At 59.1% G+C, this 26,993-nt stretch carries 23 protein-coding genes; 8 read left to right on the top strand and 15 right to left on the bottom strand.

The genetic code is table 11. From position 1 onward, the window contains the following. Nucleotides 1-51 precede the first annotated feature (51 nt). Nucleotides 52-2,481, top strand: a complete 2,430-nt coding sequence (locus EOI86_RS09625) for a GcvT family protein (protein ID WP_127764842.1) — start codon at nucleotides 52-54, stop codon at nucleotides 2,479-2,481. A 128-nt stretch (nucleotides 2,482-2,609) separates the two neighbouring features. Then, nucleotides 2,610-4,484, top strand: coding sequence for a PAS domain-containing sensor histidine kinase (locus tag EOI86_RS09620; protein ID WP_127764841.1), 1,875 nt, complete (start codon nucleotides 2,610-2,612; stop codon nucleotides 4,482-4,484). Nucleotide 4,485: 1 nt separating this feature from the next. Here EOI86_RS09620 and EOI86_RS09615 read toward each other — a convergent pair whose 3' ends face one another. Continuing rightward, a complete protein-coding gene (locus tag EOI86_RS09615) occupies nucleotides 4,486-5,913 on the bottom strand; it encodes a protein adenylyltransferase SelO (protein ID WP_127764840.1) in 1,428 nt (475 codons plus the stop codon). Nucleotides 5,914-6,067: 154 nt separating this feature from the next. Between EOI86_RS09615 and EOI86_RS09610 the strand changes: the two genes are divergently transcribed. After that, nucleotides 6,068-7,000 carry a DMT family transporter gene (locus tag EOI86_RS09610; RefSeq protein ID WP_205032114.1) on the top strand — a complete coding sequence of 311 codons (933 nt, stop codon included), beginning with the start codon at nucleotides 6,068-6,070 and terminating at the stop codon, nucleotides 6,998-7,000. 18 nt (nucleotides 7,001-7,018) lie between these two features. Here EOI86_RS09610 and EOI86_RS09605 read toward each other — a convergent pair whose 3' ends face one another. Then, nucleotides 7,019-7,603: a TetR/AcrR family transcriptional regulator gene (locus tag EOI86_RS09605; protein WP_127764839.1), complete on the bottom strand. Its 585-nt coding sequence runs from the start codon at nucleotides 7,601-7,603 to the stop codon at nucleotides 7,019-7,021. 115 nt (nucleotides 7,604-7,718) lie between these two features. On the opposite strand from EOI86_RS09605, the gene EOI86_RS09600 reads away from it, so the two are divergent. Further along, nucleotides 7,719-8,330 carry a glutathione S-transferase family protein gene (locus EOI86_RS09600; protein ID WP_127764838.1) on the top strand — a complete coding sequence of 204 codons (612 nt, stop codon included), beginning with the start codon at nucleotides 7,719-7,721 and terminating at the stop codon, nucleotides 8,328-8,330. Between the two features lie 285 nt (nucleotides 8,331-8,615). On the opposite strand, the gene EOI86_RS09595 is transcribed toward EOI86_RS09600, so the two are convergent. After that, a complete protein-coding gene (locus EOI86_RS09595; protein ID WP_240035606.1) occupies nucleotides 8,616-10,391 on the bottom strand; it encodes an ABC transporter transmembrane domain-containing protein in 1,776 nt (591 codons plus the stop codon). 59 nt (nucleotides 10,392-10,450) lie between these two features. After that, nucleotides 10,451-11,233, bottom strand: a complete 783-nt coding sequence (locus tag EOI86_RS09590; protein ID WP_205032113.1) for an AraC family transcriptional regulator — start codon at nucleotides 11,231-11,233, stop codon at nucleotides 10,451-10,453. A gap of 137 nt (nucleotides 11,234-11,370) precedes the next feature. Between EOI86_RS09590 and EOI86_RS09585 the strand changes: the two genes are divergently transcribed. Both EOI86_RS09585 and EOI86_RS09580 read left to right on the top strand, forming a co-directional pair. Continuing rightward, nucleotides 11,371-11,781, top strand: coding sequence for a DUF2000 domain-containing protein (locus EOI86_RS09585; protein ID WP_127764835.1), 411 nt, complete (start codon nucleotides 11,371-11,373; stop codon nucleotides 11,779-11,781). A gap of 235 nt (nucleotides 11,782-12,016) precedes the next feature. Then, nucleotides 12,017-13,138, top strand: a complete 1,122-nt coding sequence (locus tag EOI86_RS09580) for a hypothetical protein (RefSeq protein ID WP_127764834.1) — start codon at nucleotides 12,017-12,019, stop codon at nucleotides 13,136-13,138. A 25-nt stretch (nucleotides 13,139-13,163) separates the two neighbouring features. Here the strand turns inward: EOI86_RS09580 and EOI86_RS09575 are convergent, their stop codons facing one another. Genes EOI86_RS09575 through EOI86_RS09540 form a run of 8 tightly spaced genes read right to left on the bottom strand, consistent with a single transcriptional unit; the run spans nucleotide 13,164 to nucleotide 21,391 of the window. Continuing rightward, complete coding sequence (locus EOI86_RS09575; protein ID WP_240035605.1) at nucleotides 13,164-13,574, bottom strand: RidA family protein; 411 nt, start codon at nucleotides 13,572-13,574, stop codon at nucleotides 13,164-13,166. Then, nucleotides 13,574-14,047 carry an acyl-CoA thioesterase gene (locus tag EOI86_RS09570; protein ID WP_127764832.1) on the bottom strand — a complete coding sequence of 158 codons (474 nt, stop codon included), beginning with the start codon at nucleotides 14,045-14,047 and terminating at the stop codon, nucleotides 13,574-13,576. The genes EOI86_RS09575 and EOI86_RS09570 overlap by 1 nt, the downstream gene beginning before the upstream one ends. A 3-nt stretch (nucleotides 14,048-14,050) precedes the next feature. Next, the gene (locus EOI86_RS09565; protein WP_127764831.1) at nucleotides 14,051-15,709 is read right to left on the bottom strand and encodes an AMP-binding protein; all 1,659 of its coding nucleotides are present in this window, start codon (nucleotides 15,707-15,709) and stop codon (nucleotides 14,051-14,053) included. A 55-nt stretch (nucleotides 15,710-15,764) separates the two neighbouring features. Continuing rightward, complete coding sequence (locus tag EOI86_RS09560) at nucleotides 15,765-16,949, bottom strand: acyl-CoA dehydrogenase family protein (RefSeq protein ID WP_127764830.1); 1,185 nt, start codon at nucleotides 16,947-16,949, stop codon at nucleotides 15,765-15,767. Between the two features lies 1 nt (nucleotide 16,950). Further along, nucleotides 16,951-17,766 (bottom strand): enoyl-CoA hydratase family protein, encoded by an 816-nt coding sequence (locus EOI86_RS09555; protein WP_127764829.1) that lies wholly within the window; start codon nucleotides 17,764-17,766, stop codon nucleotides 16,951-16,953. Then, complete coding sequence (locus tag EOI86_RS09550) at nucleotides 17,766-18,293, bottom strand: MarR family winged helix-turn-helix transcriptional regulator (RefSeq protein ID WP_161973765.1); 528 nt, start codon at nucleotides 18,291-18,293, stop codon at nucleotides 17,766-17,768. Before EOI86_RS09550 ends, EOI86_RS09555 begins: the two co-directional genes overlap by 1 nt. Beyond that, nucleotides 18,290-19,060, bottom strand: coding sequence for an SDR family NAD(P)-dependent oxidoreductase (locus EOI86_RS09545; protein WP_127764827.1), 771 nt, complete (start codon nucleotides 19,058-19,060; stop codon nucleotides 18,290-18,292). The genes EOI86_RS09550 and EOI86_RS09545 overlap by 4 nt, the downstream gene beginning before the upstream one ends. Before the next feature lie 15 nt (nucleotides 19,061-19,075). Then, complete coding sequence (locus EOI86_RS09540) at nucleotides 19,076-21,391, bottom strand: bifunctional salicylyl-CoA 5-hydroxylase/oxidoreductase (protein WP_127764826.1); 2,316 nt, start codon at nucleotides 21,389-21,391, stop codon at nucleotides 19,076-19,078. A gap of 188 nt (nucleotides 21,392-21,579) precedes the next feature. Here EOI86_RS09540 and EOI86_RS09535 point away from each other — a divergent pair, with 188 nt between their 5' ends. Next, nucleotides 21,580-22,116 carry a hypothetical protein gene (locus EOI86_RS09535; RefSeq protein WP_193555776.1) on the top strand — a complete coding sequence of 179 codons (537 nt, stop codon included), beginning with the start codon at nucleotides 21,580-21,582 and terminating at the stop codon, nucleotides 22,114-22,116. Nucleotides 22,117-22,341: 225 nt separating this feature from the next. After that, nucleotides 22,342-23,769: a tetratricopeptide repeat protein gene (locus tag EOI86_RS09530; protein ID WP_161973764.1), complete on the top strand. Its 1,428-nt coding sequence runs from the start codon at nucleotides 22,342-22,344 to the stop codon at nucleotides 23,767-23,769. Nucleotides 23,770-23,801: 32 nt separating this feature from the next. Here the strand turns inward: EOI86_RS09530 and EOI86_RS09525 are convergent, their stop codons facing one another. The 3 genes from EOI86_RS09525 to EOI86_RS09515 form a co-directional block, all read right to left on the bottom strand. Further along, nucleotides 23,802-24,620, bottom strand: coding sequence for a carbohydrate ABC transporter permease (locus EOI86_RS09525; RefSeq protein ID WP_127764824.1), 819 nt, complete (start codon nucleotides 24,618-24,620; stop codon nucleotides 23,802-23,804). After that, nucleotides 24,617-25,495, bottom strand: a complete 879-nt coding sequence (locus EOI86_RS09520; RefSeq protein WP_127764823.1) for a carbohydrate ABC transporter permease — start codon at nucleotides 25,493-25,495, stop codon at nucleotides 24,617-24,619. The genes EOI86_RS09525 and EOI86_RS09520 overlap by 4 nt, the downstream gene beginning before the upstream one ends. Before the next feature lie 97 nt (nucleotides 25,496-25,592). Next, nucleotides 25,593-26,882, bottom strand: coding sequence for an ABC transporter substrate-binding protein (locus EOI86_RS09515; protein ID WP_193555775.1), 1,290 nt, complete (start codon nucleotides 26,880-26,882; stop codon nucleotides 25,593-25,595). Nucleotides 26,883-26,993 lie beyond the last annotated feature (111 nt).

The following is a 26,993-nucleotide window of genomic DNA, read 5'->3' as shown; positions in this document are numbered from 1 at the left end:
AGGTGACGAGATTTTCGGGTCCGACAATTTTTGGAATTGCGTGAGGGATAAATGAAAACATCGGCGCAGGTAGTGGTCATTGGCGGCGGGGTCGTTGGGTGTTCGGTTTTATACCACCTGACGAAATTCGGCTGGAACGACGTCATGCTGATCGAACGGTCGGAGCTGACATCTGGATCGACTTGGCATGCAGCCGGCGGCTTTCATACCCTGAACGGCGATACCAACATGGCGGCGCTTCAAGGCTATACCATCCGGCTCTACAAGGAGCTTGAAGAAATAACGGGGATGAGTTGCGGCCTCCACCATGTGGGGGGCGTGACTTTGGCGACATCGCCGGAACGGGTCGATCACCTGAAGGCTGAACGGGCCAAGCACCGTTATATGGGCCTGGAGACGGAATTCATCGGTCCGGAAGAGATCGCGAAAATCTCACCGATCACGAATGTGGAAGGCGTATTGGGTGGGCTCTACGATCCGCTGGATGGTCATCTTGACCCATCCGGGACCACCCATGCCTATGCCAAGGCGGCGCGCATGGCGGGGGCGGAGATCGTGTTGCGCAACCCGGTCCATGCAACGACACAGCGACCCGACGGCACCTGGGATGTGGTGACGGAGCAAGGAACCGTTCACGCGGAACATGTGGTCAATGCAGGCGGGCTTTGGGCCAGGGAAGTCGGCGCGATGGCCGGTGTCTATCTGCCGCTGCATCCCATGGAACATCAGTATTTGGTGACGGAGGAAACGCCCGAGGTCTTTGAGCGCAGCAGTGAACTGCCCCATGTGATGGACCCGGAAGGCGAAAGTTACCTGCGCCAGGAAGGCCGTGGGATTTGTATCGGGTTTTACGAACAGAATTGCGATCCCTGGGCGGTCGACGGAACGCCATGGGATTTCGGGCATGAATTGCTCGAGAACAAGTTGGATCGGATTGAGGATTCCGTTGCCTTTGCCTGCAAGCGGTTCCCCGTATTGGAGCGCGCCGGGATCAAGACGGTGATCAATGGCCCCTTTACTTTCGCGCCGGACGGAAACCCCTTGGTTGGGCCGGTTCCGGGACTGCGGAACTATTGGTCGGCCTGCGGCGTCATGGCCGGTTTTTCGCAGGGTGGCGGTGTCGGCCTGTCCCTGGCCGAATGGATGGTCGAGGGCGAACCAAGCCGCGATGTCTTCGCTATGGATGTGGCACGCTTCGGCGATTGGATCACGCCGGGTTATACGCGCACCAAGGTGCGGGAGAACTATCAGCGGCGTTTCTCCATCTCCTACCCGAATGAGGAACTGCCGGCGGCCAGGCCGTTCCAGACGACGCCTGCCTACGATATTTGGAAGCAGCAGCGGGCGGTCTTTGGCGCCGGTTATGGTATGGAAGCGGTGAATTACTTCGCACCGGAAGGCGAACCGCTATTCGAAACGCCCAGCTTCCGGCGTTCCAATGCGTTCGACGCGGTTGCCGCCGAAGTGCGCGCCGTGCGCGAAGCGGTCGGCATCAACGAAATTCACAATTTCGGCAAGTATCGCGTCACCGGGCCGGGCGCCCGGGATTGGATCGATACGATCATGGCGGGACGGGTTCCGAAACCGGGACGTCTCAGCCTGACACCGATGCTCAGTCCGAAAGGACGCCTGATCGGCGATTTCACGATTTCCTGCCTGGAAAATCACCGCGGCGAGGAGGAGTTTCAATTGACTGCGTCTTTTGGGGCGCAGGCCTATCACATGCGATGGTTCCTTGCCCATCTGCCGGCGTCGGGGGTCGAGATCGAGAATGTCTCGACCCGCCGGATCGGTTTCCAGATCGCCGGGCCGAACGCCCGAACATTGTTGAGCCGTGCCACAAGGGCTGATGTGTCCGGCGATGCCTTCCGGTTCATGGATGTCCGGGAGATGGATGTCGGTTTGACCCGCGCGGTGGTGCAGCGGGTCTCTTATACCGGGGATCTGGGCTATGAAATCTATGTCGGGGCCGATGACCAACGGGCCCTGTATGCGGCCCTGACGGCGGCGGGTGAGGGCCTCGGCCTGAAGCCGTTCGGCATGCGGGCGATGATGAGTTTGCGCCTGGACAAGTTCTTCGGGTCCTGGCTCAGCGAATTCGGCCCGGATTATACGCCGGCCGAGACCGGCATGGACCGTTTCATATCGTACAACAAGCCGGTCGATTTCATCGGAAAGGCAGCGGCCATGGCGGAAAAATCAGCGGGCCCGTCTAGAAAACTGTGCTCGTTTGTCGTCGATGCGGCGGATGCAGATGCGGTGGGATATGAGCCGATCTATGTCGCCGGCGAGATTAAGGGTTTCGTAACCTCCGGCGGATATTCCCATTACGCGGACAAGTCGATTGCGATCGGTTTTCTTCCCGTGGCGCTGATTGCCGATGGTCTCGATGTCGAAATTGAGATTCTGGGCGATATCCGACCGGCACGGCTGATTTCCAAACCGCTTTTTGACGGGGATGGCGCACGAATGCGCGGTTGATGGGGGCGTTTCGTTTGCGTTGGTGACACATCGTCCCAGCCAAGTCTAATATACATTCTTCTAGGGCCGGGGATGCCGTCTCTAAATATCGGATCTGTTTGATAAAAATACGCGGTCTCTGGTCACCCATGTTCAAACCCTCCCGCAGCGTGACGTTGCTTCAGACCTGGCTGATCTTCGTGATCGCCGTCGGGGTGGGGCTTGTTTTCGGGATTGCCCAGCTTGCCCGGGAATACGACCAGCAATTGGTCGATATCCGTAAGACGTCGAATGCGGTGATCGATTCGGTCGAAGGTGCGGCAAGTCAGGCCGCCTTCACTTATGACCGTTATCTTGCTTCGGGCGTCGCAGACGGCCTGTTGCGGTTCGTACCCATCGTCACCGTTGAGATATTCGACGAATTTGGGAATTCCCTGGTCAGCAGCAGCAGCAAGAAATCCAACTATAAAGAGAATTGGACCGCCAATTTCCTGCCGATCGAGGTGACATCGATTTCTGCGCCGCTTCATCATGCCTTGGAACCGGACAAGGTGATCGGGACACTGGTGGTGGAAGTATCCTCCGAGCAGGCGGCGATGTATGTGCTGCGCCAGGCGGGGTATGAAATCCTGTTTGCCCTTGGGCGCGCGCTGATCCTGGCGATCATCCTGTTGTTCATTTTCAATAGGCTGTTCACGCGTCCGCTGGTCAAAATGGCCAACGAGTTCTCCCGGATCGACCCCGATGACCCGAAGAAGGGTCTTCTGCCCGATGCGAATTCCTATCCCGCCAACGAATTCCGGGCCGTCGTCGAAAGCGTCAATAAACTGTTAGGCTCCGTCAGCAGCCATATTCAGGCGCGGGCCAAGGCCGCGGTAGCCTTGAAGGAAAGTGAGCAGCGGTTCCGTTCCTTTGCCGAGATCGCCTCCGACTGGCTGTGGGAAATGGATTCGGATTTCCGCTTCACCTATTTTTCTCCCCGGGCCGGTGAGGTTCTCGGTATCAATGTCGCGCACGCCATTGGGAAGAGCCGTTACGACCTGACCTCCGAAATGATGGACCGGCCGAAATGGCAACAGCACATGAACGACCTGGAGAACCACCGGCCGTTCCGGAACTTTGCCTATGACATCCACGGGCCGTCCGGTGGACCACGGACGATCAGCCTTAACGGTGATCCGGTGTTCGATGAAAACGGTAATTTTACTGGATTCCGGGGCACCGGACGGGACGTAACGCCTGAAAAGGAATCCGCCCGGGCGCTGGATGCCGCCTTGCGGCGGGCCGAGGAAGCAAACCAGGCGAAGTCAGAGTTCCTGGCCACGATGAGCCATGAATTCCGGACACCGTTGAACGCGATCCTGGGATTCAGCGAAATGCTGAAGGGGCAGTATTTCGGTCCTCTCGGCGGTGAAAAGTACTTGGAATATGCGGATGCTATCCGCAGCAGCGGCGGCCATATGCTGGGGCTGGTCGATCAGGTGCTCGACATTTCCGCCATCGAAGCCGGCAAACGGACCTACGAATTCAGGGCGGTGGATGTCCGTGAGATTCTGGATTTCGCGGAGAATGATTTCCAAAAGGCGATTTCGGACAAGGGTGTGGCCCTGGTGATCAATGCGGCGCCGGATCTGCCGAAAGTCCGCGCCGACGCACGATCGGCCCGCCAGGTCATGAACAACATGCTTTCCAACGCTGTGAAGTTCACCGAAACCGGCGGTAGTATTACCGTCACGGCGACAGAACGGGACGGGTTCGTCTCTATTCAGGTTGCCGATACCGGTGTCGGTATTCCGGCCAATCGACTGCCATTCATCGCGGAACCTTTCTCACGCGGGTTGACCGACGCCTATGTTGCCCAGGAAGGCGCAGGACTTGGCCTGTCGATCGTGAAGTCCCTGATGTCCGACCATGACGGGGAGATGCAGATCGAAAGCGAGGTCGGCAAGGGAACGACCGTTACCGTCTTCTTCCCGATCGCGTCCGCAGAAATCAATGAAGACGACGCCGGGGACGAAACCTGACTTAAATTGGATTGCCGCGTGGGATTCCTGCATAGGCGTCGCCCATGGCCCGAATCTCTCCGACCTTGCGTTCCAGTGATGTCCAGTCGTCGTTCTTGTCGATGTCCGTCCATATGGCTTCCACGTCTTCCACCAACATCGTGACCGGTCCCGGGCCATCGAAATAGGCATTCTTAGATGTAGCGATCGCGGGCGCTGCGCCGCGAATTGCACGCAGCAAGTCCGCGAATGTGTCGGACCTGTAGATTTCGGCACTGGGAGATTTCTCTAAACGTGCTGCCTCGGCGCCCAGGGCGAGGTCGAAGAAAGCCTGTTCATAAGGCGCACCGCTTTCCCGTAAGGCTGCGTAGAAGGCCCGTGTCAGCTCTTGCGCCTGGTCCATGTCCCGGACTTCCAGCCCAAGGCGCCAGAAAGTCTGCAGGACCAGTTCGTCTTCGAACAATTGGCCGAATTGTCCGATGACCTCTTCCAACTTTTCCTGTGGGGCCAAGTCCAACAGGCATTCCGCGAGACGGGCGAGGTTCCAGTGCAATGCTTCAGGCTGTCGGCCGAAACTGTACAGACCTGCATTGTCGAAATAGGCCGCGGTGAAACCCGGGTCCAAAACCGGCAGAAAGCGCCAAGGGCCGTAGTCGAAACTTTCACCCGTAATGGCCATATTGTCCGTATTCAGCACACCGTGGACGAAGCCGGCGGCGAACCATTGTGCGCCCTTCCTGGCCAAAGCGCGCATGATGGCGGTGTAGAGCGCGATCACGGGTTCGGAGCTGTCGGCGGCTTCCGGCCAATAGGTCTCTATCACATAGTCGACAAGGGTGCGTTTCTCAGCCGCTTGTCCGGTCACCAGCAGCCGCTGAAATGTCCCGAAACGGATATGCCCGTGGCTGAGCCGCACCAGAACGGCGGAACGGGTGGGGGAGGGTTCGTCGCCGCGATACAGCGCTTCACCGGTTTCGATCAGGCTGAAGGTTTTTGAGGTGTTGACGCCAAGCGCTTCCAGCATCTCGGTCGCCAGGATTTCCCGGACCCCGCCTTTCAGGGTCAGACGCCCGTCCCCCTGACGGGACCAGGGCGTCTGGCCGGACCCTTTCGTGCCAAGGTCCAGTAAACGTCCGCTCTGACCTTCCCGCAGTTGCGCGTAGAGGAACCCGCGACCGTCACCCAGTTCCGGGTTGTAGACCCTGAATTGGTGTCCGTGATATCGCAGCGCCAAAGGATTGGGCAGATTGTCCGGCAATGGTTCGAACCGGCCGCAATGAGCGATCCACTCTTCATCGGTCAATGTGTCCAGCCCGACCCGTTTCGCCCATCGGTCGTTCCGGAACCGCAGGATGTGTTTAGGAAAGTCGGCCGGTTGTACCGGGACGTAGAACGCATCCCCCAAGGCCGGATGGCGAATGTCGGGATGGTAAGCTGGCGATACGGGCAAGAAAAACTCCTTTGCGCTTCCTGTCAGCGCTGATGGCTCGACGGCGCCGGGAAGATAGTGTTTACCTCATCCCACACTTATACCGCCGCATATAAAATCAAGGGCCGGCCCGGGCTTTGCCGCAACGGCGTGTTTCAGGACGAGTAGAATTAGTATGAGCGATACAGCCAAGGCTTCCAACGCGCCAGACATGGGACCGAAATGGTCCATCGATGCCTATATGTTTCTGACCTTCGCTACTTTGTGCTGGGGCGGGAACGCCGTATTGAGCCGGCTGGCGGTCGGTGAGATTTCACCGCTTGCATTGGTGACTGCCCGTTGGGGCGGGGTCGTTCTGTTGATCGCGCTGTTCATGCGCGGACCTCTGTTGCGCGATTTGCCAATGTTGAAACGTCATTGGCGTTTTGTCTGCGCCATGGGCGCCGCCGGATTTACGCTGTTCAATGCCGTCTATTATATCGCAGCCCATAGTACGACAGCGATCAATTTGGGCATTATTCAGGGGGCGATTCCGGTTTTCGTGATGGTCGGCAGCTACCTTCTGTACAAGGAGAAGATTCGCGTCATCCAGGGGTTGGGGGTGGTGGTCACTCTGGTTGGCGTTGTCGTTGTTGTCACCCGTGGCAGTATGGATCGCCTCGTCACGTTGACGGTTAATGACGGCGATTTTCTGATGCTGGTGGCAGCCTTCCTATACGCCAGTTATGCCATCGGATTGCGGCGTAAACCGCCGGTGTCGACGCTTGGATTATTCTCCGGCCTGTCCATTGTCGCTTTCTTCGTGTCCCTGCCTTTCTTCGCCGGTGAGATAATCATGGGTGATTTCCTGGCACCGACTCCGTTGGGTTGGCTCATTGTCTTGGCTGTAACGATTTTTCCTTCCTTCGTCTCTCAACTTTGTTTCATTACGGGGGTTGAGAAGATTGGGCCCAGTCGCGCCGGGGTCTTCGTCAATTTGGTGCCGATTTTTGCTTCCGGCATGGCCGTCGCTTTCCTGGGAGAGGAATTCCACATCTTCCATGGCGTGGCGCTGCTCCTGGTTTTGTTCGGTATTTTCCTGTCGGAAAAGTTCAAGAAGCAGCACTGACCGGGCCCCTGGCTGCCGTTATGCCTTTGACGGTATGACGGTTTCTTCCGCCAATTTGCGTGACGCATCGCAGATCTCTTCGGCCAGAGACTTGTCATCGACGGTCCGGGCCAAGACCATTGCGCCGATGCAAATGGCGGCGGTGGCAAGGCTGCGCTCCCGCGCCGTCAGCGTATCATTGCTGGGTGCTTCGTTTTCGAAGAATTCGATTATGTTGCGCACGATTCCTTCATATGCCTGCCTAGTGGCCGGTCCGGCCCGCGCGACATCGGTTGAAAGAGCGATCAGCGGGCATTGATCCTCAACGGTCTGCAAGTGGCGACGGGAAATATAGCCCCGGATGAAGGAGAGGACCCGGTCCGGTCCCGTATGGGCGCTGCTGATGACGGCGCGTTTCGCCCCGTCCGCAAAGGTGGTCAACGCTTCCGCGTAAAGGTCTTCCTTAGCGCGGAAATGGTTGTAGAAACCGCCACGTGTCAGGCCCGCTTCCGCCATGATGTCGTCGATCGGCACGTTGTTGAATCCTCGTTTGTTGAACAGGCGCCTGGCGGCTTCCAGGATTCGGGTTCGCGTATTCTTTTTGTGTTCACGTGACAGAGGCATGGTGTTTTTCCTGGATTTCTGCGGATTTTAATATGTTCTTGAACATATTAAAGCGCTGTCCCACGGTCCGCAAAGTCAAGAATTGTTAATAAAATATGGCGGAAGGACTGCGGATATGCCGGATATCGTTCTTTATGAGTTTAAACCGACGCGTTCCTCGAAATGCCGATGGGCGTTGAACGAGGCCGGATTGGACTACCGATCCGAAGGAAACAATTTCGAGACGTTTCACAGTGACGCGGTTCGCAAAATCCATCCCATGGGCAAACTGCCGGCGGCGCTGATCGACGGGAAGCCGCTATTCGAGTCCTCCGCCATCGTTGCGGCGATCTGCGATCTAGTGCCGGAAAAGAACCTTATCGCAAAACCGGGCACATGGGCGCGTACCCTGCACGACCAATGGACCTTGTTCGCGACGAGCGAAGTGGAGGCCTGGGCTTATGCGGGTTTCAAGAACAAGATGAGTTTCCTGCTGCCGGAAGAGGAGCGGAAGGCGGATGTCGTGGAGCAATCCGCCAAGTTCTACAGGGCAGGGGCGCAGGTGCTGGAAGACCGTCTGGCGAAAACCGACTTCATGCTGGAAGACCGGTTCACCGCCACGGATATCAATGTCTGCATCGCAGTCGGCATGGGGTGGCGGATCGGTTTCTTGAGTGACGGGTTCCCGAACCTGAAAGCCTATCTGAAGCGGTTGATGGGGCGGGAGGCATGCCCGCTCCGGAAATAGCCGGTCGGCGTGGCCGTCAGCAAGGGCGAGCAGGAACTCGAGGAGTGGTCTAGTCAGAACAACCAAATGCTCGGTGCGCTGTTCAGGCATCGCCCCGGTCCCGCGGAGATTGTCCCAATAGTTGAACACTTACCGGATCATCGGCGAGCTATTGTTGAGGAAATTGCGGTCCCCGGTGTTTGACAAGATAACGATGCAACTGTTGTCGTTTGCCGGTGCTTCAAGCGTACGCGGCACCGGTAGATACAACGCGTTGAATGGCAAGAATAACCGAGATCGTTTAAGTCAGTAATCTCTGAATTGCAGTTTGGCCAGGCGGGAATAAAGGTCGTTATTCTCGGTCAGTTCCTTGTGCGTGCCGATTGCCGAGATTTGCCCGTCCTCCATCACCACGATGCGGTCGGCATTGACCACGGTCGCCAGTCGGTGGGCAATGATCAGCGTCGTGCGGCCCGCCATCAAACGGTTCAGGGCATCCTGCACCAGACGCTCGTTCTCCGCGTCCAGGGCGCTTGTCGCTTCATCCAGCAGCAAAATGGCGGGATCCCGAAGGATGGCACGGGCAATGGAAATACGCTGCCGCTGCCCACCGGAAAGACGCGCTCCTTTCTCACCCAGGAAGGTGTCGTAACCTTCAGGAAGGCGGGTCAGGAATTCTTCTGCGCGGGCATCCTTCGCCGCTTGATGGATGCGATCCTCGGAGGCGTCCGGGTCGCCATAGGCGATGTTTTCCCGTCCGGTCGCGCCGAAGATAATCGGGTCCTGGGGGACAAGGGCAATGCGCTGCCGGACCAAAGTCGGATCTGCGGCGCTGACATCGACACCGTCGATTTTCACCGTGCCGGAATTCGGATCGTAAAAGCGCAGCAGCAATTGGAACACGGTCGTCTTGCCGGCGCCGGACGGACCGACCAACGCAACGGTCTCACCCGGTTCAACGGTTAGGGTGAAGCCATTCAGTGCCGCCATGTCGGGGCGCGAGGGATAGTGGAAGGTGACGTCCTGCAGCGCGATGCGGCCCTGCGGGGGGACGGGCATGGGGACTGGTTGGGACGGGGGAAGGATATCTGGTTCGGCCTCCAACAACTCGACAAGCCGTTCGGTCGCGCCGGCGGCGCGCTGCAATTCGCCGTAGACTTCCGAAATGATCGCCACGGAAAACGCCACCACCGTTGCATAGAAGACGAAGGCTGCCAGGTCCCCGCCGGAAATGACTCCTTCCATCACGTCATTGCCGCCGACCCACAGAATGACCGAGATCGCGGCGAAAACCAGCAGGATCACGGTTGCGGATAACAGGCCGCGCAACCGGGTCCGTTCGATGGCGACAGTGAAGGCGTTTTTTACCTCGGCGGCGAAGGCGCGGCGGTCCGCTTCTTCATGGGTATAGGACTGAACGGTGTGGATCGCATTGAAGCTCTCCTCGGCAAAGGCGCCGACATCGGCGACACGATCCTGGCTGGCGCGCGACAGGGTTCTGACCTTCCGGCCGATGAACAGGATGGGCACGACGACGACGGGGACGACCAGCAGGACGAGCAGGGTCAGCTTGGCATTGGTGAATAACATCATCGCAAGTCCGCCGATCATCATCAGCGTATTGCGCAACGCCATGGAGACGCTGGATCCGATGACCGATTGCAACAAGGTCGTGTCGGTGGTTAGGCGGGAAAGAATTTCACCGGTCTTGGTGACTTCGAAAAAGGCGGGATCCATCCGAATGACCCGGTCGAAAACGGCGTCCCGCAAATCGGCGACGACGCGCTCGCCCAACCAGGTGACAAGATAGAAACGGCAATAGGTGCCGATGGCCATGACAATGCTGAGGCCGACGAGCAGCCCCAAGGCGTTTTCGAGGGCGGCGGGGTCGCCCCCGGAAAACCCGCCATCGATCAGGGCACGCAGGCCTTGGCCAAGGCCCAGTACGGCAGATGCCGTCACCATCAGCGCGACCATCGCGCCCACGACCCGCGGCCAATAGGGGCGCAGGAACCCGGCCGCGCGCCGCAGCGTCCGCAAATCGCGGCCCTTGGGCCGTTCCGGCAATAACTGTCTCGCCAAAATATGTCTCCATGCCGGTCGGCAGCGGGTTGGGTTTCGTCAGGCCTCTGAGGCGCCCCTTAAGGGGTCTTTTGGGAGAGCGCGAGCCATTTACCAGGCGTCACCCCGAAAGCCTTTTTGAAATGCCGTGTCATATGGGCCTGGTCCGCGAAGCCCGCCGCCATTGCGGCATCGGCAAGGCTATCGCCGTCGAGGATAGCATCGCGCACCGCGTCCAGGCGGCGCATCACCAGATAGCGATAGGGACTGGTACCGACAAGCCGGCGGAATTGCCGGGAAAGCTCGTATCGGTCCAAGCCGGTTTCCTGTTCCAATTCTTCCGACGTGACCGTATCGGCAAGATTGCCGCGCAGGTACTCGCGCGCCCGGTCTACAGCCTGTTGATGGGAACGGGAAGGGGGCGTCAGGAGGTTGCCGGATATCGCATTCAGGGCGTCGGCCAGTTCCTGAACGATCCGGTCCGCCTCCAGCGGGTCTATCTCCGCCTTCATATCGGCCAGGGCCGGCATCAAGGCCCGGATGACGCGCGGGTCGCGGCTGACCGCCCCGTCGATGAAAGGAAGGGGGGCGGGGCGTCCCCCGGGCCCAGCCTGGGCAAGGGCATCGCGGATGACGTCAGGGCGCAGATACAGCATGCGGAAAAGAAACCCGTCTTCGGTCCCGGCATGGCCGTCATGCACTTCGTCTGGATGCAAGACCATGACATGGCCCGGCAGGCTGTGTTCCTCGCTTCCGCGGTAACCGAAGCTTTGCACGCCTTCGACCGTATAGCCGATGGCGTAGGTATCGTGCCTGTGCGGCGCATAGGCAAAGCCCGCGAAAAAGGCTTCATGACGTTCCATGCCAGGCGGGCAGGCGCCGTGACGGACCCAATCCCGCCGCGTGGGGCTGCCGGGAACGCACGAACGTTCAAGACCGACGTCAAATGTGCCTGCTAGAGAATGTGCCATTGCAACAATGTGATGTCGGAGGCTGCCCCATGCAATACGATACGAAAATCGCCATCGCGGTTTGGAACGGTTTAGAGACTTGGCGAAAGCTGAATGCGGTGAGCTTCCTGGCGGGCGGTCTTGTCGGCCAAAGCCCGGAATTGATCGGTGAGCCCTATGCCGACGGGTCGGGCACGCAATACGGCGCAATGATCCGCCAGCCGATCCTGGTCTATGAGGTCGAGAAAGCCGATCTGACCAAGGCGAACAGCCGTGCGCTGTCGCGCGGCGAAGTACCGATCATTTTCACAGCCGATCTGTTCGCGACCGGGAACGATCAGGACAACCGCGCCGCCGTCGCCGCGGTGCCGTTGGAAGAGCTTGATCTGGTCGCCATTGCCCTCCATGCGGACCGAAAGACGGTCGATAAGGTCATGAAAGGAATGAAACTGCATCCATGACCGACCCAAGACCGTCCCGTGCCTGGATGCCCTGGGCGTCCTTGTCGTCGATCCCATCGGCATGGACGTCCCGTAGCGTTGGAACAGAGCAGCACTTACCTAGCTTGGCGTGAAACCGTGACTCGCCTATACGCAAAGACGCCGAAAGCAGCGGAAAGGGCAGCGGGTGCGCGCTTTTGATTGGGTAACAGGATCGGGACGTGTCCCGCGTTGGGCCCTTGCGGGTGTGTTGCTGTTGAGCATCGTATTCGCGGGGATCTCCCTGGCGACCCCCAAGCATGCTTTCGACGTCATTTTCTATTTGGGCTGTGTATTCGACGCGACGACGGATGGCGACTGGCCGGAAATTCAGCGTCAGACCTATGACCATTTGAAAGCGAGCATTCCAGAACGCACCTATCGGGAACTGACGGAAAGTCCGCCGGGGATCAGTCTTTATCGATCAATCGTCGCGACGGACCCGGAAGCGTTCCGTCAACAATTGCACGTCGCCTGTTATAAATTGGGGTTCATCGTGCCGGTCATCGGCCTGACCTATCTGGGGGTCGATCCATATTTGGCGACGCGCATCATGGCGGCGATTCCGGCGGCCCTGGCTTTTGCACTAGTGGCGGTTTGGTTGTTGCGAAAGCTTTCTGCGCCGGTCGCGATACCGATCGCGATTGCAGGGTTGCTCGCCGGCCTGTTTCAGACAGCGAGGTACGAATACCCCGACGGATTGACCGCTCTTGCGATCGCCGGTGCTTTGATAAGCTTCACGGAAGGGCGTCGCCGCCTTGCCTGCATATGTTTCCTTGCCGCGATGATCGTCCGCATGGACGCTATTCTCTATTTCGGCGCTTTCCTGGGGGTGGCCACCTTCCTAGCGACTGGAGAACGCCGCATGAGGTTCCGGGAAGCGGTGGCCTGGGGTCTTGGAGCGTTGGTGCTATACGCAGCGATTTCAATCCCGCTCGACACGCCGAGTTACCAAGCCGTCTATTTTCACAGTTTCATTTCACAGCAGCCTTACATGATGACTAAGGAGTTCACCGTCACGCCGACCATGTTTGCCGATATCCTGGTAAGGCAGGTTCACATGGTCGCGAACAAGAGCGCTAAATATCCGATGCTGATTGCCTTGGCGCTTATTGCCTATGGCCTAACCTTCCGGTCCAAGCCTCTTCGTCCCTATGGGGAGACGGCCTTGCTGTCACTGCTGATGGTTTGCTTTCATTTCGTGTTCATCCCGTGGTTCGACACCCGCTACTATGCCGCACCCTACATGATGATTGTCTGCTGCTTTGGCGTGGTCATATGGTTTTCCGGCGCGGAGCTTGGCCGCGCTGTACGGCTAAAGAAAACCAAGGAAACGTGACTCAAATACAGCTGGCTCGCGGCCGTTAACGCTCGTTTTTGACAACCGCGCGGGTTTCGATTTCCACCTTGGCGCGGTCTTCCATCAGGGCTTTGACCTCAACCATGGCCATGGCCGGGAAATGATCGCCCATGGTGGCGCGATAAGCCGCGCCCAATTCCTTCTGCCTGGCCAAACATTCTTCTTTGTCCGTGATGTACCAGGTCATGGACATCACGTCGCTCGGCTCGGCGCCGGCTTGCGCCAGGACGGTGACGACGTTTTCCAATGTCTGGCGGCATTGTTCTATAAAGTCATCGCTTTCGAATTCTTCTTGGCCGTTCCAACCGATCAACCCGCCAAGCGTGATCAGTTTGTCGCCCGGTTCAATGGTTTCAGCCATGCCGTGGGAGTAGCCTTTTCCCTTCTTCCAGCCTTCCGGCAGCAGAACGTCCATCAGTTATCTCCCTCGGCGATTTGAATGAAGTCCTTAGGATCGACCTCAAGGAATTTTTCCATATTGCCGCGGATGTCGGCCGGCAGCGGCTGGGCCTTCATCGCGCCTTCGCCTTTGAACGCGTTGCCGGACTTCACCCAGACGAGGGTGGAGCGCACTTCCATAACCTTGGTTTCCCCATGCATGGCAATGATACGTGTCTTGAAGGAACTTTTTCCAAGGTCGCGTAAGGTCAATTGGAATTCCAACACATCGCCTAGTGACGCGGGCGCAAGGTATTCCACCTCCAACTTCACGGTGGGGATCCCAGCGTTCAGTTCCAGATGCATTTGCTTGAAGGAACAGCCCAATGCCTCGTCCAACCAGCGTTCGATGACGTCGTTCACCATTTCCACATAACGCGGGTAGAAAACGATGCCCGCCACGTCGCAATGGCGGAAAAGGACGGTGATAGGGGTCTTGTAGACCGTCATGGCTCAGGGGGTCTCCCGCAGTTTAAAGCGTTGAATTTTGCCGGTCTCGGTCTTGGGTAGGACGTCGACGAATTCGATCTCGCGCGGATATTTAAAGGGCGCGATCCTGTTTTTCACGAAATTTTGCATTTCTTCCGTCAAGGCCGGCTCTGCCTCATAGCCGGACCGCAGAACGATATAGGCTTTGACGATTGTGCCGCGGTCTTCAGAGGGGACACCGACGACGGCGCATTCGGCCACACCGGCATGTTCCAGCAGGCAATCCTCCACTTCCGGCCCGGCGATGTTGTAACCGGCGGAGATGATCATGTCGTCAGCGCGGGCGGCAAAGTGGAAATAGCCGTCCTCATCCATTGAATAGGCGTCACCGGTCAGGTTCCATCCTTGCCGCACGTAGACGGTCTGCCGGTCGTCGGCCAGATAGCGGCAACCCGTTGGCCCGCGCACGGCCAACCGCCCGACTTCACCAGGGGGAAGGTCATTCATGTCGTCATCGACGATTTTCGCTTCATAGCCGGGCATGGGATAGCCGGTCGCGCCGCCGCGCATCTTTTCGGGCGGGGCGGCGATAAAGATATGCAGCATTTCGGTCGAGCCCAATCCGTCGATGCAGGCGATACCGGTCATCTGCTTCCAGGCGTCGAAGGTCGCCTTGGGCAACGTCTCACCCGCCGAGACGCAGTTCCGTAGCGATTTCAGCGCATCGCCCCGGTGCGGGGCCGCTTCTTCCACCGCGGTCATGATGGCCCGGTAGGCGGTCGGCGCGGTGAAAAGCGTTGTCGCCCCAAATTCCGGAATGGCTTCCAGAAGGGCGGGTGGGGTGGCTTTTTCCAACAGGACCGTGCTGGCGCCGAAGCGCATCGGGAACAGGACCAATCCGCCAAGCCCGAAGGTGAACGCCAAGGGTGGGGACCCGATGAAGACGTCCTTGGCCTGGATACGCAGGACATGGGGCGGTGTGGCATCGCAGATTACCATCACGTCCCGGTGGAAATGCATCGTGCCCTTCGGCTTTCCCGTCGTGCCCGATGTGAAGGCAATCAGCACGACATCGTCCGCGGACGTATCCAAGGCGTCGAAGTGGGCCGGTTTGCCGCGCATCAGATCCTCGAGTTCCGCGCCTGTGCCCGGTTCACCCGATCCGTTGAAGGCACAGATCCGCTCAAGACGCGGGGCGGCCTCTTTCGCGCCTTCCATTTCCTCAATCAGCCGTTCGTCGCAGAGCGCCAGGTTGATTTCAGCCTTCTCGATGATGACGGCGAGTTCCTTTGCGCGCAGCAACGGCATGGTTGCGACCACGACGCCGCCCGCCTTTGCGACGGCGAACCAGCAGGCGACCATCATCGGGTTGTTTGCCGACCGAAGCAGGACGCGGTTGCCGGGTTTGAGGCCCAATTCATCGACCAGCACATGGGCGATCCGGTCGGTCTGCGCCTTTAGATGCGCATAACTCCAGGTTTCCCGACGGGTGCGCAGGCAGGGCCGGTTGCCCCAGCCTTTTTCAATTGGCTTATCCAGCAATTCGGCAGCGCAGTTCATTCGGTCCGGATATTGGAATTCCGGCCGGTCCAGCAAAAAGGTCGGCCACAAGTCCTGCGGCGGAAGGTTGTCCCGCGCGAATGTGTCGGTATGTGCGGTATAGCTACCCAGAAGATTTCCCATCGTTACAACCCCCAGCTCAAACACCCAGCGTTAACGCCCGGCTTAAATACTTGGCTCAAATCCCCGCAGCGGCATAATCGGCCAAAGCCTGCCGCGCGATCACCACCTTCTGTACTTCTGACGCGCCCTCATAGATTCTGAGCGCCCGGATTTCGCGGTAGAGCGTTTCCACTGGATTCCCTGAGACGACACCATGTCCGCCGAATATCTGGACGGCATCGTCGATGACCTGCTGCGCTTCATCCGTCGCATACAGTTTCGCTATACTGGCTTCGCGGGTGACCCGCGGCGCGCCCTGATCCTTGGTCCAAGCCGCACGATAGACGAGAAGGGCCGAAGCATCGACGCGCAATGCCATGTCGGCCAGCTTACCCTGAACCAGTTGCAGGTCGCCCATCGGCGCGCCAAACAATTGTCGTGTTCCGGCGCGTTCCAGCGATAGGTCGAGTGCCTTACGCGCGAAGCCCAACGCCGCCGCGCCGACCGTGGATCGGAAGACGTCCAGGTTCATCATGGACAATTTGAACCCCTGTCCCGGTCCGCCGATCATTGCGGTTTTCGGGATGCGGCAATCCGTGAAGGTGAGGGTGCCCAAGGGATGCGGCGCGATCACTTCAATGCGGTCGGTGACTGCGAAACCGGGCGTGTCCGCGGGCACCACAAAGGCGCTGAGGCCCTTGGCGCCGGGTGCTTCACCGGTGCGCGCGACGACCGTATAGACATCGGCGATGCCGCCGTTCGATATCCAGGTCTTGGTGCCGTTCAGGACGTAATGGTCGCCGTCTTCCACCGCCGTTGTGGCGAGCGCCGCGACGTCCGACCCGGCTTCCGGTTCCGACAGTGCGAAGGCGGAAACCGCCTGACCGGCACGGACCTTCGGCAACCAGGCATCCTGCTGTTCCGCCGTTCCGGCCAGCGTGACCGGTCCACTGCCCAGGCCCTGCATGACAAAGGAGAAATCGGCTAGGCCGGCATGGCGCGCAAGCGTCTCGCGGATCAGACAGAGGGACCGCACGTCCAGCCGGTCGAACTTGCCCCCGTGACTGGCGGGGACGACATAGTCGAGCCAACCGCCGGCGGAGAGACCCTGGACCAATTTGCGGCAGGTGCCGTCCAGGTCTTCATGCTCGTTCGCCAGTAGGGCAGGTAGTTCCGCCGCCGCCCAGGCGTCCAGATCCGCAGCGAGGCGACGGTGATGGTCTTCGAAAAACGGCCAGTCCAGAAAGGATTTATCCGGCATTCTAATTCCCCTCGAAAGCCGGGCGTTCCTTATTGGCGAACGCATGGAAGGCGCGGTGATAGTCCTGCGTCTGCATGCAAATCGCCTGGGCCTGCGCTTCCGCCTCGATGGCTTGCGCCAAGGTCATGCTCCATTCCTGGTTCAGCATGGTTTTGGTCATCATATGGGCGAAGTTTGGCCCATCGGCGAGGCGTTGAGCATAGGCGACGGCCTCGTCCAACAGCGTCTCGGGATCGACGACCTGATTGTAGAACCCCCAGGCAAGTCCTTCATCCGCGCTCATGCTCTTGCCGGTGAACAGCAGGTCGGCCGCGCGCCCTTGGCCGATCACGCGGGGCAGCATGGCGCAGGCGCCCATGTCGCAGCCCGCCAGTCCGACGCGGGTGAACAGGAAGGCCGTCTTTGCGTTCGGCGTGCCGAAGCGGATGTCGGAATACAGCGCGATCATCGCACCGGCCCCGGCACAGATGCCGTCCACCGCCGAAATCACGGGCACCGGGCAGCCGTTCATGTATTTGACCAAGTCACCGGTCATGCGGGTGAATTCCATCAACCCCTTCATGTCCCGTTCCAGCAGCGGTTTGATGATTTCGAAAACATCGCCGCCGGAACAGAAATTTCCGCCGGCCCCGGTGACGACGACAGCCTTGATGACGTCCTGCCGGTCCAGGTCGCGGAAGAAGTCGCGCAGTTCGGCATAGGACTCGAAGGTGAGGGGGTTCTTCTTCTCCGGCCGGTTCAATGTGATGACGGCGACGTCGCCCTTCATCTCAAGCAAAAAATGTTCAGGCGTGGGGACACCCTGCGCGGTAGCCATTAACCGGCCTCCTTCATGTCACTGTTCTGTTCCGCCGCGTCCAATGCGGAATCCCGCACGGTCGTCAGCAAACCGTAGAGTTCGTCTATTTCCTGGTCGCCGAGCCAGGCGAGGATTTCCGCCACCCATTCCTTGTGATGCTTCGCCATGTTGACGAAAATCTCGTGGCCGCGTGGCGTCAGGCAAACCACGATGGAGCGGCGATCGGACGGGTGCTGCTGGCGTGCGACCAGGCCTTCCTTTTCCAGCCGGTCGACCAGGCCCGTCACATTCCCACCGCTGACCCGCAGGTGGCGGCCGACTTCGCTCATCGTCAGGCCTTCGTCATGCCGGTGCAGGACCGACATCAAGTCGAAACGGGCCAGCGATATGCCGTATTCCTCACGCAGGCGGCGGCCGATTTCTTCCTCGATGGTGCGGGACGCAGTCAGCATGCGCAGCCATAACCGAGTCGCCTTTTGCGCGCGGTCGCGGGACGGGGCCTTGTCCAGGCCCAGGCGCATCTGGGCGGTTTTCTTTGTGCTCATCCTGTCATTACCTCCCCACCGGCGACTGCGATGGCCTGGCCGGTCATGGACGCACTCTCGGCACGGCATAGCCAGGCGACCGCGTCGGCGACTTCCGCCGGGTCGACCAGACGTCCCTGCGGATTGGTCGCCGTCAGCGTCTTGCGCGCGGCGTCCTCGTCCATGCCGGTCTTCTCGACAATGTTCGCGATACTTTCTTCAAGCATCGGGGTTTCCGTAAAACCGGGGCAGACGGCATTGACCGTAATGCCCTTGCGCGCGACTTCCCCGGCAAGCGCCCGGGTCATGCCGATGGCGCCGTGTTTCGCCGCGCAATAGGCCGCGACATAATCATAGCCTTTCAACCCGGCGGTGGAGGCGACGGTGACGATCCGCCCCGTGCCGGCCTTTTTCATAGCGGGCAGGACTGATCGCGCACACAGAAAAGCGCCTGTCAGGTTCACGGCCAGCATGCTGTTCCACATGTCCAGGCTGGTCCGGTCGAAAGGCGCGGACTCAGCAGCCCCTGCATTGTTTACCAGAATGCCGGGCGCCCCCAGTTCCTGGGTGACTTTGGCGACCATGGACGTCACCGACAGCTCGTCGGTCACGTCGGCGGTGAAGGCATGGGCATTGTTCAACCTGTCAGCCAATTCCTTCAACGGCGCTTCCCGGCGGCCGACCAGGGCCAGTGTCGCGCCGTCGGTCGACAACCGTTCCGCAATGGCGGCGCCGATGCCCGTGCCGGCGCCGGTGACGATCGCGATCTGTCCTTCAAGAGTGCTCATCCTGCCAAACCCGCCTTAGACCTGGATCGCCATATCCGCCGCGCGGGCGAGGTTGCGTTCATATTGATCCCGGCCCGGCAGGTACTGGTTCGGCCAAGCAGCACCCTGATATCCCTGTTCCGCGGCGGCATGCAGCGTCCAATAGGGATCGGCCAGATGCGGCCGGGCCAGGCAGCACAGATCAGCCCGGCCCGCGGCCAGGATGCTGTTGACGTGATCGACCTCGAAAATATTCCCGACCGCCATGGTGGCGATCCCGGCTTCGTTCCTGATCCGGTCGGAAAACGGCGTCTGGAACATCCGTCCATAGACCGGCTTGGCCTGAATGCTGGTCTGACCGGCGGAAACGTCGATGATATCCGCGCCCGCCTGTTTGAAGGCGCGGGCGATCTCCACCGCGTCGTCCGGCGTGATACCCTCTTCGCCGACCCAATCATTGGCGGAAATCCGCACTGACATCGGTTTGTCCGAGGGCCATGCCGCGCGCATCGCGGCGAAGACCCGCAGCGGAAAGCGTAGGCGGTTTTCCAGCAACCCGCCGTATTCGTCCACGCGCTTGTTGGTCAGCGGTGTCAGAAAGGCCGACAGCAGGTATCCGTGGGCCGCATGCATTTCGACCATGTCGAAGCCGCAACGGTCCGCGCGTTCCACCGCCTGAACGAAGGCGGCTTCCACATCGTCCATATCGGCTTCGGTCATTTCACGAGGCGTCTGGTTGTTCGGCGACCAGGGTACGGGTGAGGGGGCGAGCAATTCCCAATTCCCCTCGTCCCCATCTTCATCGAGGGGTTGGTCCATGCCTTCCCAGCCAATTTTGGTCGATCCCTTCGGCCCGCTATGGCCCAATTGCATCGCGATCTTCGCGCCGGACCATTGATGCGTGTAATCGACGATCCGCTTCCAGGCGGCTTCCTGTTCATCGGAATATAGGCCGGGGCAGCCCGGCGTGATACGGCCGGCGGGGGTGACGCAGGTCATCTCGGTAAAGACCAATCCCGCGCCGCCCTGGGCCCGCGCGCCCAGATGAACCAGATGAAAGTCGTTGGGAATACCGTCCGTCGCGCTATAGGTCGCCATGGGGGAGACCACGATGCGGTTCATCACGTCCATCTGCCGCAGGCGGAAGGGCGTGAACATCGGGGGCGGGACGTCGTTCGCAGCTGTATTCGCGGTTACCCCGGCGGCGCTCTTTCCCGCAAACCAGCGCTCGACAGAGGTGAGCCATTCCTTGTCGCGCAGACGCAGGTTCTCATGGCTGACGCGTTGGCTGCGGGTCAGCAGGGAATAGGCGAATTGCGGCGGGTCGAAATGGGTGTAGCGCTCCAGTTCCTCGAACCATTCCATGGAATTCCGCGCCGCGCTCTGCAGCTTCAGGACCTCCAGCCGGCGGGCTTCCTGGTACTGGGTGAAGGCCGCTTCCATGCTGTCTTCGCTGTGCAGCAGGTCGGCGAGCACGATGGCGTCTTCCAGCGCCAGTTTGGTGCCGGACCCGATGGAGAAATGGGCGGTATGGGCGGCGTCCCCCATCAGCACCACGTTGTCGTGGTGATAGGTGCCGCAATTGATACGCGGGAAGTTCAGCCAGGCGGAGCCCCGCAGATGCCGCGCATTGCTCATCAAGGCATTGCAGTCCAGGTAGTCCTTGAAGATTTCCTCGCAAATCGCGATCGACTGTTCCGTATCGGCCTTGTCCAGACCCAGACCGCGCCAGGTCTTTTCCGTGCATTCGACGATGAAGGTGGAGGTATCCGCATCGAACTTATAGGCGTGGACCCAAATCCAACCGTGTTCGGTTTCCTCGAAGATAAAGGTGAAGGCGTCGTATTTCTTCTTGGTGCCGAGCCAAATGAACTTGTTGGGGCGGGTGTCGATATCCGGCTGGAAGGCTTCGGGATTGGCGCTTCGGATTTTGGAGTTCAAACCGTCCGACGCAACGATCAGGTCGTAGTCTTTATAGGCGTCCACACCGTCGACTTCCTGCTCGAAGATCAGTTCGATCCCCAGTTCCTGGGCCCGGTCCTGCAGGATGTTCAGCATGCGTTTGCGGCCGATGCCGGCGAAGCCGTGCCCGGTCGAGGTCACGCACTCACCCTTGAAATGGATGTCGATATCGTCCCAGTGGGCGAATTCCGCCAGGATCGCGTCGGCCGTCTTCGGGTCGTTCAGCCGCAGGTTTTCCATGGTCTGGTCGGAAAAGACCACGCCCCAGCCGAAGGTGTCGTAGGGGCGGTTCCGTTCCACGACGACGATCTCATGGTTCGGGTCCCTCAACTTCATGGAAATGCCGAAATACAGACCGGCGGGGCCGCCACCGAGACAGGCGATTTTCATCAACGCACTCCAGGAAGGATGATCTAACGGAAGTAAAAAGTTTATGAGCGGATATTTTATATGTAAAGCAAATATCGGGGCGTGCGATCCTCCTGTGTCGGTTGGCACGGACGGTTGGGAAGTCATGCCCTGCCGGAATAGAATTGCCGAAACCTAGCACTGGAAAAATACGTAGAGGAACACCAGACATGAGTTCAAAAATATCGCGTCCTTTGGCCATGGCGTGTATGGCGCTTGGACTTGTTTGGGGGACGATGTCGGCACAGGCTGGCGACCTGACGGTCGAATTTGCGGATCCAGCATGGAACGGCAGCAAAATTCCCGCAGGTCAGCACTGCAAGAAGTTCGACGGGGAGGGGGCGACGCCGCCCCTAATGGTTTCCAACATTCCACCCGAAGCAAACGCCATTGTGGTGGAGTTCAATGATAAGAGCTACCAGCAGCTCTCCTATGACGGCGGCCATGGCAAGATCGGGTTCAACATCACGCCGGGCGCGGGAACGGTGACGCTCCCCGCCGTGCCGGGCGGCACCAGTGACATGCCCGACGGCGTCTGGCTGGTAAAAAAGAACCGCGCCACCGGCGCTTGGTCCAGCCCCGGCTATCTGCCGCCATGCTCCGGCGGCCGCGGTAACAAATACGAAGCGGAGGTCTACGCGGTCATTCTGGAAGGTAACGACTACAAGGAAATCGCGGAAGGCGAGATCACGTTGGGGCGCTATTGACCCGGATTGTGGGGAATCGGACGACAGCAGTATGGCCAATACGAGAAAGGTTGGGCAGAAATCATAACTTCTAGTAGTAAGAGATGAGGGCTCCGGCTTTCATCTTGCCAATTTTTTTTTCCTCGCCAATTGGGATTTGATCAAATGTATTGTTGCAGACCTGAGACGTCGAAGCGGTGGCTCCTGTCCGTATTACTTTTGTCGACGGTGTTGATATTTGGGGGCTTGCCGACATCCGCTGTGTGGGCAGTCCCCGACAAGATCTACCTAGCCCGGGCTCTTTATCTCGCGGAAAAAGGCAGATACCTCGAGGCAAAAGAAATTTGGGATCAGTTCGCGGAAGCGGGTGACGCTGGTGCGCAACTATATCTTGGAGGCCTGTACGAACAAGGAAAAGGTGTTCAGCGGGACCCGGTGCAAGCCTTTGCTTGGTATAAGAAGTCGGCGGATCAGGGCAACCGCATAGCCCAATTGAAATTAGCCGAAATGTACCTGTCCGGAAATGGTACCGAGCAAGACTACGAGCAAGCTTTTAGATGGAACAAACGGGCGGCTGAAGCAGGGCTTCCGGCTGCTCTAAACAGCCTCGGAAATCTATACCTTGACGGCCTGGGTACCGAAAAGGATGTGGAGAAGGCTGTCGAATATTTTAGAGAGGCTTCAAACAGGGACGATCTCTCCGGTATGTTCAATCTTGGCTACTCATATGAAAATGGTGTTGGGGTCAGTCAGGACACAGAGGCGGCCATCAGGTTGTACAGAAGTGCGGCATTGCAGGGATCGATGCCTGCAACTGTGAACTTGGGCCGGATGTACGAGTCGGGTGACCTTGTCCCGACCGACTATGCGAAGGCTCGTGAATGGTATGAAAAGGCTTCAGAGCAAAACTACGCTGTCGGGCAATTGAACCTCGCCTTGCTAATTCTTCAGGGGCTTGGTGGCGAAAAAAATCCGAGAGAGGCGGCTCGCCTGATGAGGCTTGCTGCCGATCAGGGAAATGCTCGCGCACAAACGGAACTCGCACATCTCTATGTCATTGGGGAAGGGGTAGAGAGCGACTCTGGAAGAGCGCTCGAACTTTTCCACTTGGCAGCGGAGCAGGGGTATGCGGAAGCGATCTATAGCATCGGACGTCTTTATAAGGACGGCAGGGGGGTCGCCCAGGATGCCCAGAAAGCGATTGCCTACTTCAACAGGGCTGCTGATTTGGACTATTCGGAAGCCTATCTCCAGTTGGCAAGAATGTACTATTTTGGAAAGGGAATAGACGCTGACAGGGATCGTGCTCTCAGCCACTTCCAACGTGCGGCGTCCGAGGGTATTGCAGATGCTCAGTTTGCGGTCGGCGTATTCTACTTTAACGGCGAGAAGGTCGCACAGGATAAAGCCACTGCTGCGAAATGGTATCGAAGTGCAGCCGATCAGGGGCATGAATTGGCCCAATTTACGCTTGGGACGATGTACCTCGCGGGTGAAGGCGTCGAAAAAGATGGGTTGAAAGGGGTCGCATGGATTGGGATTGCCGCAGCGCAGGGCTTGGACAGGGCGATTGACGCACAGGGAAAGATTTGGCCCAAACTCTCGAATGCAGACAAAGCCAAGGTTGAGTTCGTTATCGAAACTTGCAGAGGGAAGCAGTTCAGGGACTGCTAAATTTTCGCCGACTGTTCGATAAGCATCTGGAGCTACTTGATCCCCGCCCGCATGAAACTCTGCACGAATTGCCGTTGAAAGAGCAGGAACCCGATCAAAAGGGGCGCCGACGTCATGAGCGTTGCGGCATTGATGACCGACCATTCGGTGCCGCTGTCGGTTGAGGCGAACACACTGAGCCCCACGGTGACGGGCCGGGTTTCGACCGAGTTCGTGATGATCAGCGGCCAGAGGAAATTGTTCCAGTGGTGGCTGACGGAGACCAGCCCATAGGCGAGGTAGGTCGGCTTGGCGAGCGGCACATAGACCCGCCAGAGCAGGCCGAGGGTCGAAGCGCCTTCCAGGCGCGCGGCCTCATCCAATTCCTTCGGCACGGTCATGAAGGTCTGCCGCAGCAGGAAAATGCCGAAACCGGATGCGATATAGGGCAGCGCGATCGCCGGGATGGTGTCGACCAGGTTGAAAAACCGCATGGTCTGATAGTTCTCGACGATCAGGATGTCCGGCATCACCAGCAATTGTAGCAGGACCAGCCCGAACAGAATGCCGCGCCCCGGAAACTGGAACCGCGCGAAGGCGAAAGCGGCAAGGGTGCCAAGGAAGAACTGACAGGCCAAGATCAAGGTCACCAGAATGAAGGTGTTCAGGAAGTAGCGCGCGAAGGGGGCCGCTTCCCAGGCCTTGACGAAGTTCACGGTGGTCAGGGGCGCCAGCAATTCGAAATTCGCTTCGAATTCCGCCGGGTGGATCGCCGTCCAAATGGCGAAGGCGAGCGGCAGGCCCCAAAGCAGGGCCAGCGCCCAGGACCCGAAAGTGTTGAGGAAACGGTCTATGGCGGAGGCGTGGATCATTTGTAATGCACCTTCCTGTCGAACAGGAAGAATTGGCCGATCGCCAACAGCGACAGCATCACCAGCAGCACGACGGTCAGCGTCGCGGCATAGGCCGTGTCCCAGAAGCGGAAGGCGGTTTCATAGATGTAAAACAACAGCAGGGAGGACGCGTTGTTCGGCCCGCCGCCGGTGAGGATGAACAGGTGGTCCACCAACCGGAACGAGTTGATCACCGCGTTGACGGAAACGAAAAGCGTCGTCGGCATCAGCAACGGGAAGACGACCCGCCAAAAAATTGTCCAGCGGCCGGCACCCTCGACTCGGGCGGCTTCCAGAAGGGAAGGCGGAATCGTCTGCAGGGCGGCCAGATAGAAGATCATGAAGAACCCGGCTTCCTTCCAGACTGTCACTACCATGACGGCGGCGAGCGCGGTGTCGGGATTCCCTAAGAAATTATGCTGACCGGTATCGAACAGGCCTGTCGCGATCTGATCGAACAGGCCGAAACCGGGTGTATAGAAGAACAGCCAGATATTGGCGACCGCGATCAGCGGCAGGACCGTTGGCGTGAAATAGGCCATACGAATGAAGCTGCGTCCGGCGAGCTTCTCGTTGACCCACAGCGCCATGACCAGGGCGATGGCAATGGATGTGGGAATGGTGCCCAGCGCGAACCACAGATTGTTCGCCAGCACCTTCCAGAAGGTCGGGTCGTCGATCAGTTGCTGGTAGTTCTCCAACCCGACAAAGACGGATTTGCGCCTGCCACGGGCCGTGGAAAAGAAACTGTCGATGATGGTGCGGACGGCGGGCAGATGGGTGAAGGTGAAAAGGAACACCATCGCGGGCAGCAAAAGCAGCCAGGCATGGACCCACTCTATACGGCGCGTCATCTGTTGTTCCTCATACCCTTATCGTCCCGTTGGAACGGTGCCGGTCCGGAGCTCGGAGATATTACTCTGGGTTCCCCGAACCGGCGCCAATCCGTGCTTAGCGATAGGCCTTCAGGATCGCATCAGCTTTCTGCTGTGCTTCCTTCAGGGCTTCTTCCGGCGTTTTCTTACCGGTGATCGCGGCTTCCAATGCGTCGTTGAAAATGCGTGTGATGCGTTGGTTTTCATAGGTCGACAACTCGGCGACCGCGTATTCCAACTGATCGCGCGCAACCAGCGCCGGCGGGAAGTCCGCCGTATAGGCTTTCATCGCGTCCGTTTCCCAGGTGGCGGGGCGGGGGGCGACATAGCCGGTGGCGATCGTCCACTTGGCCGACTGTTCCGGACCCGTGATCCACTTGATGAAATCGAAGGCAGCCTTCAGTTCCGCATCCGTGGAGCCCTTGAACATATAGAAGTTGCCGCCGCCGGTCGGTGCGCCGCGGCGCTTGTTGGCCGGCAGCATGCCGACGCCGAAGTCGAAGGGCGCGTTCTTGCGGACATTCGTCAGGTTGCCGGTCGTCGTCCACATCATCGCGGTCTGACCTTCGAAGAAGGCTTTCGGGGTGGAGCCCCATTCGATGATGCCAGGCGCCATCACGCCATACTTGCCGCTGAGGTCGACTAGATATTGCAGCGCCTCGACCACTTTCGGATCGTCGAAATTGGTCTTGTTGCCGTCATTGTTGGCCAGAATGACGTCATTCTGCGTCGACAGGCCCTGGAACAGCCAATAGGGGAAGCCGGAACTGGGGATACGCACGCCCCAACGCTCAACCTCGCCGGACGCGTTCTTCTTGACGAGCTTCTTGCCCATCGAAACCATTTCTTCCCAGGTCGCCGGCGGCGTGTTCGGGTCCAGGCCCGCTTCCTTGAAGGCTTCCTTGTTCCAGTAAAGCACCGGTGTGGAGCGCTGGAACGGGATGCCATAGGTCTTGCCGCCCGTCCGGCTGTTTTCCATGAAGGACGGGTAGAAACCGTTCAGCCATTCCTTGTCTTCCGCGGTCGTCGCGAAATCGTCGAACGGCAGGATCAGGTCCTCGTCCAGCAAGGTGAACATGTCGACGGACAGGATCACCGACAGCTGCGGGGCATCGCCGCCGCGCGCGGCCGTCAGCACCTTGGCGACCGTGTCCTGATAGGACCCGGCATAGACGGCGTCGATTTTGACGCTGGGGTTGTTCGCGACATATTCGTCGGTCAGCGCCTGGATGGTATCGGCGGCGGCGCCACCGACAGCGACCGGGAAGTAGAACTGCAGTTCCACGTCTTCGGCAAAAGCCGCAGTCGACGCGCACATTGCAATCGCCGCGGCGCCCAGGGTCCTTTTGATCGGACTGATAAACATTTCTCTCTCCTTTTCCCGCCGGAATTCCGGCTGTTGCAGGCCAAACTGTTATCGACCAACTCGGCTGTTATCTTTGTCGGGTGCGGTCCGCGCTTTCAGCCGTTCCAACCT

The sequence above is a fragment of the Hwanghaeella grinnelliae genome, from assembly GCF_004005845.1.
Taxonomy (GTDB): domain Bacteria; phylum Pseudomonadota; class Alphaproteobacteria; order UBA8366; family Aestuariispiraceae; genus Hwanghaeella; species Hwanghaeella grinnelliae.
This window is presented reverse-complemented; position numbering and strand designations above follow the sequence as displayed.

Bases quoted from the DNA above. Each gene is read 5' to 3' on its own strand.
- EOI86_RS09625 (WP_127764842.1), top strand. From the start codon at position 52: ATGAAAACATCGGCGCAGGTAGTGGTCATTGGCGGCGGGGTCGTTGGG.
- EOI86_RS09620 (WP_127764841.1), top strand. From the start codon at position 2,610: ATGTTCAAACCCTCCCGCAGCGTGACGTTGCTTCAGACCTGGCTGATC.
- EOI86_RS09610 (WP_205032114.1), top strand. From the start codon at position 6,068: ATGAGCGATACAGCCAAGGCTTCCAACGCGCCAGACATGGGACCGAAA.
- EOI86_RS09605 (WP_127764839.1), bottom strand. From the start codon at position 7,603: ATGCCTCTGTCACGTGAACACAAAAAGAATACGCGAACCCGAATCCTG.
- EOI86_RS09600 (WP_127764838.1), top strand. From the start codon at position 7,719: ATGCCGGATATCGTTCTTTATGAGTTTAAACCGACGCGTTCCTCGAAA.
- EOI86_RS09590 (WP_205032113.1), bottom strand. From the start codon at position 11,233: ATGGAACGTCATGAAGCCTTTTTCGCGGGCTTTGCCTATGCGCCGCAC.
- EOI86_RS09585 (WP_127764835.1), top strand. From the start codon at position 11,371: ATGCAATACGATACGAAAATCGCCATCGCGGTTTGGAACGGTTTAGAG.
- EOI86_RS09575 (WP_240035605.1), bottom strand. From the start codon at position 13,574: ATGGACGTTCTGCTGCCGGAAGGCTGGAAGAAGGGAAAAGGCTACTCC.
- EOI86_RS09570 (WP_127764832.1), bottom strand. From the start codon at position 14,047: ATGACGGTCTACAAGACCCCTATCACCGTCCTTTTCCGCCATTGCGAC.
- EOI86_RS09565 (WP_127764831.1), bottom strand. From the start codon at position 15,709: ATGGGAAATCTTCTGGGTAGCTATACCGCACATACCGACACATTCGCG.
- EOI86_RS09560 (WP_127764830.1), bottom strand. From the start codon at position 16,949: ATGCCGGATAAATCCTTTCTGGACTGGCCGTTTTTCGAAGACCATCAC.
- EOI86_RS09555 (WP_127764829.1), bottom strand. From the start codon at position 17,766: ATGGCTACCGCGCAGGGTGTCCCCACGCCTGAACATTTTTTGCTTGAG.
- EOI86_RS09550 (WP_161973765.1), bottom strand. From the start codon at position 18,293: ATGAGCACAAAGAAAACCGCCCAGATGCGCCTGGGCCTGGACAAGGCC.
- EOI86_RS09545 (WP_127764827.1), bottom strand. From the start codon at position 19,060: ATGAGCACTCTTGAAGGACAGATCGCGATCGTCACCGGCGCCGGCACG.
- EOI86_RS09540 (WP_127764826.1), bottom strand. From the start codon at position 21,391: ATGAAAATCGCCTGTCTCGGTGGCGGCCCCGCCGGTCTGTATTTCGGC.
- EOI86_RS09535 (WP_193555776.1), top strand. From the start codon at position 21,580: ATGAGTTCAAAAATATCGCGTCCTTTGGCCATGGCGTGTATGGCGCTT.
- EOI86_RS09525 (WP_127764824.1), bottom strand. From the start codon at position 24,620: ATGATCCACGCCTCCGCCATAGACCGTTTCCTCAACACTTTCGGGTCC.
- EOI86_RS09520 (WP_127764823.1), bottom strand. From the start codon at position 25,495: ATGACGCGCCGTATAGAGTGGGTCCATGCCTGGCTGCTTTTGCTGCCC.
- EOI86_RS09515 (WP_193555775.1), bottom strand. From the start codon at position 26,882: ATGTTTATCAGTCCGATCAAAAGGACCCTGGGCGCCGCGGCGATTGCA.